Raw genomic sequence first — 14,343 nt, 5'->3', positions numbered from 1 at the left:
TCTGATGCGTGATCTGAATCTGACCTGCAAGCAGCCGGGACCGCACAAGTACAAACAGGCTACGGTAGAGCGGCCAGATATTCCCAACTGCCTTAACCGGGAGTTTGAGGTGCAAGCCCCCAATCAAGTGTGGTGTGGCGATATCACCTATATCTGGGTGCAGAACCGCTGGCATTACCTAGCCGTTGTGCTTGATCTGTTTACACGTCGAGTCGTTGGCTGGTTGTTCTCGGACCACCCGGATAGCGCACTGGTCGTAAAAGCCTTGGATATGGCACACGAGCAGCGTGGCAAGCCTGCTGGGCTGATGTTCCATTCGGACCAGGGAAGCCAATATGCCAGCCGAGCTTTCCGGCAACGCCTGTGGCGCTACCGAATCCAGCAAAGCATGAGTCGCCGGGGAAATTGTTGGGACAACTCGCCAATGGAGCGACTGTTCCGGAGCTACAAGTCCGAATGGATGCCTGCCACAGGTTACAGAGCAGCAGGTGAAGCCCAACAAGACATCAGCTTCTATCTGATGGAACGATACAACCGGCAACGGCCACATCAGTACAACCAAGGATTGCCACCCGCTGTGGCAGAGGAAAAACTTAACTTATTGTACGGTATTAGTTGACCACTACACCTTCCCTAAACGGTACGCACCACCTCTTGTTATGGCGGCTTGATAAGCTGGGCGGGCCTGAAGCCGCTTGATCCAGGCCATCAGGTTAGGGCGTTGGTGTAATAGACTAAACGAGCCTGCAACCTCTCCAATAAAGCTCATTTGGATATCTGCGGCACTGAACAGTTCGCCTACCAAAAAGGTTTTTCCTTCCAACGAAGCTTCTACGAAACCCAAATGATTATCCAGTTCGCTGTTTATGCGCGGCTGCAGAGCTTCACCTCCATCACCCAGAGGGTCAACATAAACCTTCAACAGAAGGGGAAGCATTGCAGACCCCTCAGCGTAGTGGAGCCACTGCATATATTGTTCATACTCCGGGCTTTCAGAAGTAGGGTGCAGGCGTTTTCCAGCATATTTTCTAATGAGATAATCAATAATTGCCCCGGATTCATGGATTATGAAGCTGCCGTCTTCAATGACCGGCGACTTACCCAGTGGATGAACGCGCAACAGCTCCGGTGGCGCCAGATGTGTAACTGAATCACGCTCATAGCGTTTAATGTCGTACTCAAGGCCCAGTTCTTCGAGTAGCCAGAGAATGCGCTGTGAGCGCGAATCGTTTAAGTGATGTACAAGGATCATATGTATAACTCCGGGAGATTGAGCGAAGAGAGTGAAGATGCAGTTTTGCCGAGTTGCAACTTATTCAAGCGCGTGTTCATTATTATATCACATCATATACGACCGGTCTAATTTTAACTGTCTCTGCCGTCTTGCGATATGGCATTCAGGCGCAGTAAAGGCATCTGGCCGAGCGCTTGTTTTCTATAGGTCCCGCACATAGCCAGAGGTCCTTGTCTAGACAATTAGTCAAGTCCGGCTTAAAATTTGTCTATGGAATCAAAAATTGCTGCTCACGATGTACGTAGTCATATCTTGGAAACCGGCCAGTGTATTATCAGTGGCAAAGGATTCAGTGCTGTCGGATTGAATGAAATTCTGCAGACTGCTGGTGTGCCCAAAGGGTCCTTTTATCATTATTTTGGATCCAAAGAGGCCTTTGGTGAGGAATTACTCAAGAGCTATTTTTCCGGCTACCAAGCGTCTCTGGAGGCACTGCTCTCTCGACCGGGTTTGTCCGGAGCAGAGCGATTGATGAGTTACTGGGAAGCCTGGCTGGAAACTCAGTCGGCCTGCGACCCGAAAGGCAAGTGTCTGGCGGTCAAACTTGCAGCCGAAGTTAGCGATTTATCCGAAACTATGCGTATTGTGTTGCAGCAGGGAACAGATCGAGTTATCGCAAGACTTGCCCGAGCGGTTGAAGACGGCATTGCTGATGGCTCGTTATCTGCTCATCTGGATGCGAAAACGACAGCGTCAACTCTCTATCAATTATGGTTGGGTGCGAGCTTGCGTGCGAAAATCACACGCAGCCGTGAGCCCATGGAGTCTGCGTTTGAGGCAACACAAGGTTTGCTGGGGTTAAAAAAGAACTAATCGGTAAAAATTTTCATCTAGTTATAGACGACCAGTCTATTTATAAAAATAGGGAATCCTTATGAGAGCAGTTGTTCTGCGGGCCCCGGGTGGGCTGAATCAATTAGAGCTGAGAGATCTGCCCGATCCTGGTCAACCTGGAGTGGGACAGATACGCGTGGCAATACATGCAACCTCCCTCAATTTCCACGACTTACTGGTCGCTAATGGGAGTATCCCAACCACTGATGGGCGAATTCTAATGTCTGACGGTGCGGGAGTGGTCGAGGCTGTGGGTGAAGGCGTGACTGAGTTCGCTGTTGGCGAAAGTGTTGTGTCTAGTTTTTTCCCTCAATGGCAGGACGGTCGCGCATTTGATGATGTGGGCAGTTTCCGAAGAACGCCAGGTGATGGAATAGACGGTTACGCGACTGAGTATGTGGTGCGGCCAGCACACTATTTTACCCATGCGCCTTCGTGTTGGGGCCATTCCGAAGCAGCGACGATCACCACAGCTGGCCTGACAGCATGGCGGGCTTTGGTGGTTGAGGGGGGAATCAAGGCCGGTGATAGTGTGCTGTTGCTTGGAACAGGTGGAGTATCCATTGCAGCCTTACAGATTGCCAGAGCCATGGGCGCGCGCGTCATCGTAACCTCCTCCTCTGACAAAAAGCTTGAAAGGGCTCGGTCTCTTGGGGCAACCGATGTTATTAACTATCGGACGAATCCTGATTGGGGTACTGAAGTGCTCGAATTGACGAATGGACGGGGTGTTGACCACGTTGTTGAGGTCGGTGGACCTGGCACGCTTGCACAGTCCTTGCAGGCGGTTCGCGTTGGCGGCCACGTAGCTTTGATTGGCGTGTTGACAGGACGAGGTGGCGATGTACCCACCTCGTTGTTGATGGCCAAACAGGCTCGCTTGCAAGGGTTGGTGGTTGGCAGCCGTCGTCAGCAGCAGGAATACGTTGCAGCGTTGAAACAAAACAATCTTCGCCCAGTGATCGACTGCAGTTTCCCTCTAGATCGTTTAGCGGATGCTTTTCGGCTTCAGGAAAGTGGTAGCCACTTTGGCAAAATCGTTGTTGAGTGGTAGCCGCAGGGCACTCCTATAGTTTAGTGCTTTCTTGCGCCGGGAATGCCTGCTGGAGAAGTGACAGTATCCACTTGTGCAGCGGGTCCCGGCTTGAGCGAGGGTGCCATGCGGCAATGACATCGAAGCAGGGTGGCGAGTCATCGAGCAGGATCGGACGAACCAGCGGATTCGGCAGAATGCGTGAGGGCAGGAAGGCTATGCAGTCGGTTGAGGCGATACAGGCCGGTGCAGCTGAGAAGCTCGGTACCGACATGACGATATTTCGGCTGTAGCCCTTGCTCGCAAACCAGTCATCCGCTGAACCGATCAGGTTTGCCCTTGTCGGGGAGACGATAATCTGAGGCAAGTCGGCAATGTCTCCAATGGAGAGTTGCCGGTTTTGCAATGGAGAGTCGCTCCTTGTTACGCAGATGTGGTACTCGGAGAACAACCATTTCGTTTGACAATTATTGGGGACGAACGCCGGAAAGGTTAAAGCCAGATCGAGGTCTCCAGAGGTCAGGAGCGGATACAGTCTATCGCTTTCAAAGTCCCTGATAATCAGCTTTAGCCCTGGAGCTTGAGCTCTTACCTTCGCCATCAACCTGGGCAATATAACTGCCACAGCATAATCCGTTGCGGATATCGCAAAGGTCGTTTGCACCTCGGCAGGATCGAACCTGTCAGGCGGTGCTAATGCCGCAAGACTCTCGAACACTGCATTTACTCTTGGCTCAAGCTGTTCGGCGAGTGGCGTGGGAATGATGCCCTGTGCGGAGCGCAAGAATAGATGATCTTGAAACGTGTCCCTTAGCTTGCTCAGTTGAGCGCTTACAGCCTGCTGAGTAAGGCCCATCTGGGCGGCGGCACGTGTCACGCTTCGCTCTTTTAAGAGTGCTTTAAAGACCCGTAGCTGCTTTAGGTCGATCAGACTAATATCATTCATATTTGTATTTGTAACAAATAATTACTGTTTCTGTTTGTGATATTACCACCGTAACATTGCCCTTGTCATGACTCGGTACCAGGTGCACGCGCAATTTTGAGTGCTAGTTCGCTATGGATTGTGTTTGGAAACGATGTTTCGGCAAAGGTAGGAGCAGAGAATGAGTCATAGTGCCACTAAAGAGAAAGCGCTAGAGAATATTAAGCCTAGCTATCGAATGCTAATTGGCGGGCAATGGGTAGACAGCCGGTCTCGCCGGATGATCCCAACGGTTAGCCCTGCCACAGGAGAAACATTCTCACATTTGCAGATGGCCAGTAGCGAAGACGTGGATTTGGCTGTAAAGGCTGCTCGTGAGGCTTTTCCCCGTTGGAGCAGCACATCTCCGATGGAGCGTCAGCGCGCGTTGCTCTCGATAGCGGACTTGCTTGAGGCTCGAGCACAAGAGTTTGCGTACTTAGAAACTCTGGATAACGGTAAGCCTTTGCGGGAATCCAGCCAAATCGATATCCCGCTGGCCGTTGATCATTTTCGTTATTTCGCGGGTGTTGTTCGCTCGCATAGCGACGAGGCAACGCAACTTGATAATCAGACTCTGAGTTTGGTGTTGAGTGAGCTTATAGGTGTCGTCGGGCAGATTATTCCGTGGAACTTTCCTCTGTTGATGGCGGCCTGGAAGTTGGCTCCGGCCCTAGCGGCTGGCAACACGGTTGTTATCAAACCATCAGAGATGACCTCGATTACTTTGCTCACTTTGGGAGAGATTCTTAACGAAGTATTACCTCAAGGAACCGTCAACATTGTTACCGGCGACGGTCCTGAGGCTGGACAAGCGCTACTTGATCACCCCGATGTCGACAAGTTGGCATTTACCGGATCGACAGCCGTTGGATATCGCGTAGCTAAAGCCGCGGCTGAAAAGCTAATACCGGCGACTCTAGAGCTGGGTGGAAAATCGGCCAACATTGTGTTTGCTGATGCCAATATTGAGAAGGCATTGGAGGGAGCTGCTACATCGATTCTTCTAAACCAGGGCGAAGTGTGTGAGTCCGGTGCCCGACTTTTTGTCCATCGGTCTATCTTCGATGTATTCGTGGGGGCGCTGAAGGAGCGGTTCGAGGGAATCAAAGTTGGGGATCCTTTAGATCTCACCACTCAAATGGGAAGCCAGGTCAGTCAACAACAGATGGAACGGATTCTCGGGTATATCGATCTGGCGACTCAGGAAGGCGCAAGGATCATAACCGGTGGAAAACGGCTGGTTGATGCAAACCATGAGCATGGTTGCTTTATCGCCCCCACGATTATTGTTGATGCGAGCAACAAAATGCGGGTGGCACAAGAGGAAATTTTCGGTCCCGTCCTGGTGGTCATGTCGTTTGAAGATGATGACGAGGTGATTGAGCTGGCCAACGAGTCTGAGTATGGCTTGGCAGGCGCGGTTTGGACGGAGGATATCAATCGTGCTCTTAATGTCGCTCGCGCCATCAAAACCGGACGGATATGGGTGAACACCTACCATGAGCTGCCTGCACATGCGCCTTTTGGTGGGTACAAAAAATCCGGTATCGGTCGGGAGACGCACAAGATGATGCTGGATAGCTATACCGAAAAGAAGAACATCATTATCAGCCTGAATGAGACCGGTCCGGGTCTCTTTTAATGCAGCGGAGCATTGCTTGCTCCTGTACGAAAACCTTATTTAAAAGGAAATAGCGTTATGAATGTCAATCCTCTTTTTGAGTCCCAGAGACTGGGTTCACTTGAGCTGAAAAATCGTATTGTTCTGCCGCCTCTCACGCGTTCAAGAAGCACTCAGCCAGGAAATATTCCGAACGATCTGATGGCTGACTACTATGCGCAGCGGGCTTCTGCTGGCTTCATGGTCACAGAAGGCACGCAGATAGAGCCCAGAGGTCAGGGGTACGCTTGGACGCCGGGTATTTTTACAGCGGCACAAATTGAGGGTTGGAAAAAAGTAACCGGTGCTGTTCATCGTGAAGGCGGCAAAATCTTTTGTCAGCTGTGGCATGTAGGGCGAGTTTCTCATAATTCTCTTCAGCCGGACGGACAGGCTCCGGTAGCACCCTCAGCCATTCGTGCAGAAGGTGTGAAAGTGTTCGTAGAAACAGCACCAGGGGAGGGCGCACTGGCTGATCCGGATGAGCCCCGCGCACTTTCAACCGAGGAAATTCAAGAGCTTGTGAAGCTATATGCTCGCGCTGCTCGTAACGCCGTGGAAGCCGGCTTTGATGGCGTAGAAATCCACAGCGCGAATGGCTATCTGGTTAACCAGTTCATCTCAGAGCATACTAATCATCGGACGGATCAATACGGCGGAAGTTTGCGGAACCGCCTGCGCTTCCTGGAAGAGATTGTGGCCGCAATTTCAGAAGAAGTGGGGGCTGAGCGCTTGGGAGTGAGGTTTGCTCCCTTATTCGAGAGCACGGAAGAGGCACGTGTTTATCTGGGATTGGTTGAAACAGACCCTCACGAAACCTACCTAGAAGCGGCAAAATTGTTAGAGCGCATGGGTATTGCCTATATTTCTATCGCTGAAGCCGACTGGGACAATGCACCAGAATTGCCTGACAGCTTCTGCAGTGCGCTCCGAGGTGCTTTTAGTGGCGCTCTGATTTATGCAGGCCGATACACTCCGGAGAAAGCGCTTCGTATGCTTGATGCTGGATACGGCGACTTGTTCGCTTTTGGGAAGCCGTTTATTGCAAACCCGGATTTACCGTATCGGATACAGCAAGGATTGCCTTGGAACGAGGTTGACCCTACAACGATGTACGGTGGAACGGACAAGGGGTATATCGACTACCCGACCTATGACTCTCAGGCTGCCTCGGCGCCCGAGTCACTGGAAAGCGTGACGGATTAAGAACCCAGCAAACGAGAGAAGCCTCCTTGAAAAAGGGGGCTTTTTTTGGGTTCATCGCAGATTAGCGTGGACTAGAAATGAAATGAAAACGGTTGGAGAGTTATTGTTTAGTCGCCAAACAAAAATGTAGTGGTCAACCATTGGTCCGGTTGGCGAAAACTCTAGGCTGGCATGTCACCGTCATAGACCGAAGGGCAAACTTCGCGATGGCTCACTGCTTTCCTAAAGCTGATGATTTCGGGTGATGAATATCGACGAGCTGCTGTCCACGAGTTCCTTGCTAGATGGCGCCGCTGTTGTCGTGATGACCCAGAGCGTGACTCAGGATACACAGTGGTTGACAAAAGCTCTGAGGAGCGGTGTTTGCTATGTTGGGCAGCTGGGGCCTCGGTACCGAACTGAGCGACTGTTGGCTGACATTGGTGATGATGTGCAAACTGTTCAGGCTCGGGAAAAGCTCTATTAGCCTGATAGTCTTGACCTTGGGGGAGCCCCTGAGAACGTTGCTATGGCGATCCTCTCAGAGATCAGTGTGGTGGTAAATGGTCGAAACGGCGGCATGTTGAAATACAGAGGCGCGAGAATTCATGAAGCGGATTAACGGCCTTTTGGGGGCAGTTATCCTTAAAGCCTATAGTTATTTTTTAAAAATGTAGACGACTGGTCTATTCGAGGGTAAGCTAAAAATCAGCGTGATAAGCAATTAGATTTCAGTGTTTTTTATTTGTCCTGCCTCTAGTCGACCGGTCTATGATTTGGCGGATTATGAATAAATTCGAGATTTACAACCCAATCACGTTCCACGAGAAAGGACTTAATTATGGCTTATGAAACACGAAACCCTTACACCGGCGAACTTTTGGAAGCATACCCGGACGCGACCGATACTGAAGTCCACCAAGCGATTGAGAATGCTCATGTGGCATTTTTATCGTGGAAGGAAGCCGGGTTTGCGGAGCGTGCCCGTGTAATGCACTCTGCCGCAACCATATTGCGTCGTGACGTTGATTTTTTTGCCAACTTGTTGACGGTTGAAATGGGCAAGCTTGTCGCCGAAGCCAAAGCAGAAATCGCGCTGTCAGCGGATATCTTTGACTATTATGCTAACAATGCAGAAGTCCTGCTGGCACCCGAAAAGCTGCCAGTAGCCAATCTCGATGAAGGTGATGCCGTTCTGTCCGCAGAGCCGTTGGGGGTCTTGCTGGCAATTGAGCCGTGGAACTTTCCGTTTTACCAAGTAGCTCGTATTGCGGCGCCACAATTGTCTGCCGGCAATACCATGTTGCTCAAGCATGCCTCGAATGTTCCGCAGGCAGCTGCTGCATTCGAAAAATTGATGTTGGAGGCGGGGTTGCCCCAAGGGGCGTTTAAAAACCTTTATGCGACACGTTCGCAAATCGAAACCATCATTAACGATCCACGTGTCCATGGCGTTGCGCTGACCGGATCGGAAGGTGCAGGCTCGATTGTTGCCGCGCAGGCAGGCAAAGCGCTGAAGAAATCCACGCTCGAACTTGGCGGCGCAGACGCGTTTGTGGTGTTGGCCGATGCGGAAATGGAGAAGACCATCAATTGGGCGGTCTTTGGACGGCACTGGAATGGCGGTCAGGTCTGTGTCTCTTCTAAGCGCATGATCGTCGTTGATGACGTATATGACCAATTTCTTGAAGGTTACACCGCTGGCGTTGCGAAGCTTCGGGTAGGCGATCCAGCGGATCCAACAACGACGTTAGCGCCCCTGTCTTCCGAGGCAGCTGCAAACGAGATTAAAGACAAGATACGCCAAGCTGTTTCCTGCGGAGCTACGGCAACCGAAGTTGGACCAAAGGTTCCCTGTTCGGGTGCTTTCGTACAACCGACCATTCTGACTAATCTTTCAGAAGATAACCCGGCTCGATATTGGGAATTCTTTGGCCCAGTCTCGATGCTGTTTCGTGCGAAGGACGAGGTAGATGCTGTGCGCATTGCCAATGATTCACCGTTCGGGCTTGGCGGGTCTGTGTTTACTGCCGATCCAAAGCGTGGTGCCGATGTTGCGAAGCAGATTTCCACCGGCATGGTCTTTGTCAATCACCCGACCATGGCCAAGGCAGACTTGCCTTTCGGTGGTATCGGGCGGTCGGGCTACGGTCGAGAACTGATCGGGCTCGGAATCAGGGAATTCGTCAACCACAAGCTCATTTCGGTGGTTGATATTGATGCGCCATTCTAGATGGTGAAGCACTAAACGATGCCCTCGAGGTATTTTGTTTTTAACCGTTCGATAGTCGAAAGAGGAGTGATAGATCATGAAAATCTTCTACAAAACCGCGGCGACGGCAACGGGCGGACGCTCGGGAACTTCAACCCTGAACGACGGCAGCTTTTCGGTCCAAATGGTTCGACCCGATAGCGATGAAGATGGCGTAAACCCTGAACAACTGTTTGCACTTGGTTATGCGGCCTGTTTCGACAGCGCGATGGAGATCACCGCAAAACAGCTCAAACTGAATGCCAAGGGGGCAAAAACTTCAATCGAAGTGGGTATCGGCCAACGATCCGATGGCGGATACGGGCTTGACCTCGACATCACTGCTCACTTGCCGGGCATGGCCCGCGAGGACGCACAACGCCTGGTCGAGGCGACACATCAGCTTTGCCCCTACTCCAATGCTACCCGCGGAAATATTGATGTCCGCTTACATATTGAAACTGAAGGAAACTGATATGAAAAATTTCAACTTTCACAACCCTACCCGAATTTTGTTTGGCAAAGGCTGCATTGCAGAGCTGAAAGATCAGGTTCCCGCTGATGCGAAAGTTTTGATTCTCTATGGCGGTGGCAGTGCTGAACGAACGGGTGTGCTGGACCAGGTGCGCGAAGCTCTTACTGGCCGGGCAATGCTTGAGTTTGGAGGTATTGAACCTAACCCACGCTATGCTACAACGCTAAAAGCAGTTGAGATGATTCGCGAAAATGCCGTCACTTTCCTGCTTGCTGTTGGTGGCGGGTCGGTCATCGACGCCACCAAATTTATTGCGGCGGCGGCAAAGTATGATGGTGATGCCTGGGATATTCTTACCTCACGTGGATCAGTCATTACCCAAGCAGTGCCGTTTGGCTCTGTGTTGACGCTACCTGCCACTGGGTCTGAGATGAACTCTGGCGGAGTGATTACCAACCCCGAGAAGGAGGCAAAACTGCCGTTTAGTAGCCTTTATTGCTACCCGGTTTTCTCGGTTCTGGATCCGGAGGTCACCTACACTCTGCCATCTCGCCAGATTGCCAATGGTGTGGTGGACGCCTTTGTTCATACGATCGAACAGTATCTTACCTATCCAGTGGCCGCGCGGGTTCAGGACGGCTTTGCCGAAGCCCTGCTGCGCACATTGATTGAACTTGGCCCCAAGGCGCTTGAGACACCCGAAGATTATGACATTCGTGCCAATTTGATGTGGACTGCGACCATGGCTCTGAATGGGCTTATTGGTGCAGGTGTACCTCAAGACTGGGCCACTCATATGATTGGGCACGAAATTACTGCACTGAATGATACGGACCACGCCCGCACGCTGGCGGTTGTGCTGCCATCATTGATCGATGATCAGCGCGAAGCTAAGCGTGAAAAGCTTCTCCAGTATGCCAGCAATGTCTGGAATATCCGCGAAGGATCCGATGATGAACGAATTGACGCGGTAATCGAAGCAACGCGCGGTTTCTTCGAGCAGATGGGTATCAAGACTCGGTTAGGCGACTATGACGTTGATGCTGACGGAATCAATCACATCGTTAGTGCCTTAAAGGAACACGGAATGACTGCACTTGGGGAACATAACGCTATCGGCCCCGATGAAGCTCGTCGCATTCTTGAAGCTGCTTTGTAGGAGGAGTCGAACATGAAACAAACAGACACCGCAAACCGCAAGCTCGTGTTGGCGAAGCGCCCTACGGGCGAGCCGACTCTGGACACTCTAAGGCTAGAAGAGGAGGCGATTCCTTCTGTCGGTGACAATCAGATGCTTTTGCGTACCGAGTACTTGTCACTCGACCCGTATATGCGCGGCAGAATGAGTGATGCGCCTTCTTATGCTGCACCGGTTGAGGTCGGCGATGTCATGGTTGGCGGCACGGTTGCCAAAGTGGTTACTTCGAAGCTTGATGGCTTCGCGGAGGGCGACTGGGTGCTTAGCTTCAACGGCTGGCAGGATTACGCTCTTTCCGATGGTGAAGGGGTTACTAATCTTGGCGTTTCGCCAGAGCACCCATCCTGGGCACTTGGGATCTTAGGCATGCCTGGGTTTACCGCCTGGGCTGGCCTGACGCAGATCGGTGAGCCCAAACCCGGGGAGACAATTGTGGTGGCCGCGGCGACGGGTCCGGTCGGCGCAACCGTAGGTCAAATTGGCAAACTGCTGGGCTGCCGTGTTGTTGGCATCGCAGGCGGGCCGGAAAAATGCGCCTATGCGGTTGACGAGCTGGGTTTCGATGCATGCATCGACCACAAGGCACCAGACTTTGCGGATCAGCTTGCCAAGGCCAGTCCGGACGGCATCGATGTCTATTTCGAAAACGTGGGCGGCAAGGTTCTGGATGCGGTGATCCCGCTTTTGAACCCGCATGCGCGTGTGCCGGTGTGTGGACTGGTCTCGCAATACAACGCCACCGAACTGCCCGGCGGGCCAGACCGAATGAATTGGTTAATGGGGCAGATTCTTCGGAACAAGGTAAAGGTTCAAGGATTTATCATCTTTGACAGTTTCGGTCACCTATATCCGGAATTCGCCAAACAGATGGGTGCTTGGGTGGAAAGTGGAAAAATCAAGTATCGCGAAGAGGTCATTGGTGGCTTGGAAAATGCCCCGGAAGCCTTCATCGGCCTTCTCAACGGCGATAACTTTGGCAAGCGCGTGATCCGCGTTAGCACCACAAAATAGGAGAATTACATGAAAATTCTGATGATACTCACGTCCCATGACGAACTTGGAGACACTGGTAAAAAAACAGGCTTCTGGCTGGAGGAATTTGCCGCGCCCTATTACGTCTTCAAGGACGCTGGGGCCGACATCACCCTGGCCACGCCCAAGGGTGGACAGCCTCCCATTGACCCGTCCAGCGATAGCCCGGACGCACAGACTGACGACACTCGTCGTTTCAAGGGCGATGCCGAGACGCAAAAGCATCTTGCGACTACGCTGAAACTGTCTGACATAACAGAAGTCAGGTTCGATGCAATCTTCTATCCCGGTGGCCATGGCCCGTTGTGGGACCTGGCCGAAGATGCTGACAGCAAACGCCTGATCGAAGCCTTTGCCGCCGCTGACTTGCCTGTTGGCGCCGTCTGCCACGCCCCCGCCGTATTCCGCCACACTCAAGGCACAGACGGTAAGCCCTTGGTCTCAGGGCGACGTGTGACAGGCTTCACCAACACAGAAGAAGAGGCTGTTGGCCTGACCAACGTTGTGCCCTTCCTGGTCGAGGATATGCTCAAAGCCAATGGTGGCAATTATGAGAAAGGCACCGATTGGGCCAGCTTTGTGCTGCGGGACGGCAAGTTCGTCACCGGTCAGAACCCTGCCTCATCCGCTGCCGCCGCGCACGAGATTCTGGCGTTGCTGAAATAACGGAAAACGACGACCGAATTGATCCAGCGCCACTATGAAGCCTCCTTCTATTCCGAATAGGTCGGGATAGAAGGAGGGGGACTTCGTACATCGTTCAGTCAGGGAGAAAACGCATGAGAATAATCAATCCAAGTTCTGGCTCGCAGAAGTTGAAAGTGTGATAACGGTAGGTATTGCAGCAAGCGCCCCACCTGCAGTTACCAAACCGCTGACCACTTCTACGTAACTGCTCCAATCATCATCAGCATCGAAGTCGATATTTGATTGGGACGCCTCAATCACCGCATCATGTATTTGCTGCAATTCCTTATTGGCGTCTCTCATGATGGCTCGTGTCTCATTGCCAACCCAGATCTCAAGTAATGGTTTGATCTCCTTTTCAATGAATTTCTTCGACGAAAAAGAATCTTTCAACCGCATCTGATCAATGCGTCGGTCGATCTGGTTGAAAAGTACAACGAGCTCTCGCTCGAGGCGGTGAGGTACTTCAGAAAGCAATTTGTCCCGCCAGTCCAAGATTTGGCGCCGGATGGAAATGGCATTGAGATCATCCATGCTGGTGTCCTTCAGTTGTGGCTCTCACGACATAATAGCTCAGTGCTTTAGACTCAAGAATCCATTTGTAAGCACTTCTCCTAGCCTACATACCACAGTAATTGTGTGCAGAGCCCACAAAATCTTACAAACCAAGATACATTTTGAAGGCGGAGGTGGGAAGAACGGGAAAAGGCTGCAAGGCCAAGCAAAGGCAAAACCTTGGTGCGCACCTTGGTGCGCTTTTGGTTTTTGATGGTTTTATGATCAACTCAGAGCGGTGAGAATCACGTAACTGCTTGATTTAAATGGCGCCCCAGGCAGGACTCTAACCTGCGACCTGCCCCTTAGGAGGGATCATAGGCGAACAGGACGGACGGTTGGCCCGGCGGTCCGCCTCGGGTCACCCACATCCATTTATCGGATTGGGCAGCTTTGCCATCCTCTTTGAGTACCTGGATGCGGGTTTCATCAGCCTGCAGGTAGGCCGCACTGTTCTGCGCCTCCCGCATCAGGTTGATCAGGGGTTTGAACACCTCATCCAGACGGATGATCCAGTGCGCCATATTGGTGCGGCTCAGCTCATGGCCCAGACGTTTGAACATCTGCTCTTGCCGGTACAGCGGCAGACCATCGGCGTATTTCGAGGTGATCAGGTAAGCCAGCAGGGCCGGGGTGGCGATGCATTTGCCCAGCGGGTGTGTCGGGCGAGCCGCGGCTACGATCCGCTCGTCGCCTTTCGTCTCGAACACGGCTTTTTCCTGCCAGTATTCCAGTACTTTGAGCTGAGCCGGGATATAGTCCAACTCTTCCTTCACCTTGGTGAAGAAGGTTTTGACGGCCCCGGCCTTCTCTTCATCACTCAGCAGCAGCTCGATGCGCTCACGCAGCAGGTGATCGGAGAAGCCGCGCTGACGGCGTTTGGGTGCAGACGCGGCAGCAGGAGTATCGTCTTCAGCAACTTCAATATCGTCCGGGAGCTGATCCCGCAGCTGATCGATCTCGGCTTCCAGCTCGGACTCATCGAACAGGTGGATCTGGTGGGCCGTTTTCTCACTGCTGGCCGCGAACCGCTGGATGCGCTGCAAACGCAGCATCTCTTCCAGCAACGAGATGTATTGCTCGCGCTGCTGGAGTTGCCGGTCACGCTCTTTGACGACCTGATCCCGCTGCTCAAGCTCATCCTCTTTCGAGGCCAGTTGCTGCTGCAGCCC

The 14,343-nt window shown here is 52.3% G+C and carries 14 protein-coding genes and 1 pseudogene; 11 read left to right on the top strand and 4 right to left on the bottom strand.

Translation table 11 applies throughout. From position 1 onward, the window contains the following. A partial coding sequence (locus tag KTN04_RS16080; protein ID WP_217336246.1) for an IS3 family transposase occupies positions 1-619 on the top strand: 619 nt, incomplete at its 5' end. Between the two features lie 3 nt (positions 620-622). Here KTN04_RS16080 and KTN04_RS16075 read toward each other — a convergent pair. After that, entirely contained in the window at positions 623-1,252 is a 630-nt protein-coding gene (locus tag KTN04_RS16075) for a glutathione S-transferase family protein (protein WP_217336245.1), read from the bottom strand. 252 nt (positions 1,253-1,504) lie between these two features. Between KTN04_RS16075 and KTN04_RS16070 the strand changes: the two genes are divergently transcribed. Both KTN04_RS16070 and KTN04_RS16065 read left to right on the top strand, forming a co-directional pair. Next, positions 1,505-2,107 (top strand): TetR/AcrR family transcriptional regulator, encoded by a 603-nt coding sequence (locus tag KTN04_RS16070; protein ID WP_217336244.1) that lies wholly within the window; start codon positions 1,505-1,507, stop codon positions 2,105-2,107. Between the two features lie 61 nt (positions 2,108-2,168). Continuing rightward, positions 2,169-3,182, top strand: coding sequence for a zinc-dependent alcohol dehydrogenase family protein (locus KTN04_RS16065; RefSeq protein WP_115389051.1), 1,014 nt, complete (start codon positions 2,169-2,171; stop codon positions 3,180-3,182). Between the two features lie 13 nt (positions 3,183-3,195). Here the strand turns inward: KTN04_RS16065 and KTN04_RS16060 are convergent, their stop codons facing one another. After that, positions 3,196-4,107 (bottom strand): LysR family transcriptional regulator, encoded by a 912-nt coding sequence (locus tag KTN04_RS16060; RefSeq protein WP_217336243.1) that lies wholly within the window; start codon positions 4,105-4,107, stop codon positions 3,196-3,198. Between the two features lie 160 nt (positions 4,108-4,267). Here KTN04_RS16060 and KTN04_RS16055 point away from each other — a divergent pair, with 160 nt between their 5' ends. From KTN04_RS16055 to KTN04_RS16020, 8 genes are all read left to right on the top strand, one after another. Then, entirely contained in the window at positions 4,268-5,770 is a 1,503-nt protein-coding gene (locus KTN04_RS16055) for an aldehyde dehydrogenase family protein (RefSeq protein WP_217336242.1), read from the top strand. A 57-nt stretch (positions 5,771-5,827) separates the two neighbouring features. After that, complete coding sequence (locus tag KTN04_RS16050; RefSeq protein ID WP_217336241.1) at positions 5,828-6,994, top strand: alkene reductase; 1,167 nt, start codon at positions 5,828-5,830, stop codon at positions 6,992-6,994. 244 nt (positions 6,995-7,238) lie between these two features. After that, positions 7,239-7,460, top strand: coding sequence for an XdhC family protein (locus tag KTN04_RS17425; RefSeq protein WP_217336240.1), 222 nt, complete (start codon positions 7,239-7,241; stop codon positions 7,458-7,460). A 354-nt stretch (positions 7,461-7,814) separates the two neighbouring features. After that, complete coding sequence (locus tag KTN04_RS16040) at positions 7,815-9,206, top strand: NAD-dependent succinate-semialdehyde dehydrogenase (protein ID WP_217336239.1); 1,392 nt, start codon at positions 7,815-7,817, stop codon at positions 9,204-9,206. A 76-nt stretch (positions 9,207-9,282) separates the two neighbouring features. Further along, a complete protein-coding gene (locus KTN04_RS16035; protein ID WP_208006349.1) occupies positions 9,283-9,699 on the top strand; it encodes an organic hydroperoxide resistance protein in 417 nt (138 codons plus the stop codon). Between the two features lies 1 nt (position 9,700). Further along, entirely contained in the window at positions 9,701-10,858 is a 1,158-nt protein-coding gene (locus KTN04_RS16030) for an iron-containing alcohol dehydrogenase (protein ID WP_217336238.1), read from the top strand. A 12-nt stretch (positions 10,859-10,870) separates the two neighbouring features. Further along, entirely contained in the window at positions 10,871-11,908 is a 1,038-nt protein-coding gene (locus tag KTN04_RS16025) for an NADP-dependent oxidoreductase (RefSeq protein ID WP_115389047.1), read from the top strand. A gap of 9 nt (positions 11,909-11,917) precedes the next feature. Further along, positions 11,918-12,595 carry a type 1 glutamine amidotransferase domain-containing protein gene (locus KTN04_RS16020; protein ID WP_217336237.1) on the top strand — a complete coding sequence of 226 codons (678 nt, stop codon included), beginning with the start codon at positions 11,918-11,920 and terminating at the stop codon, positions 12,593-12,595. Positions 12,596-12,718: 123 nt separating this feature from the next. Here the strand turns inward: KTN04_RS16020 and KTN04_RS16015 are convergent, their stop codons facing one another. After that, positions 12,719-13,150 carry a hypothetical protein gene (locus KTN04_RS16015; protein WP_217336236.1) on the bottom strand — a complete coding sequence of 144 codons (432 nt, stop codon included), beginning with the start codon at positions 13,148-13,150 and terminating at the stop codon, positions 12,719-12,721. Positions 13,151-13,479: 329 nt separating this feature from the next. Further along, positions 13,480-14,244 (bottom strand): annotated as a pseudogene (locus KTN04_RS16010) (transposase); the annotation flags it as partial. Between the last annotated feature and the right edge of the window lie 99 nt (positions 14,245-14,343).

It is taken from the genome of Marinobacterium weihaiense, assembly GCF_019061305.1.
In the GTDB taxonomy this organism is placed as follows: Bacteria; Pseudomonadota; Gammaproteobacteria; order Pseudomonadales; family Balneatricaceae; genus Marinobacterium; species Marinobacterium weihaiense.
The sequence above is the reverse complement of the archived record's forward strand: the minus strand, read 5'-3'. Positions and strand labels throughout refer to the sequence as shown.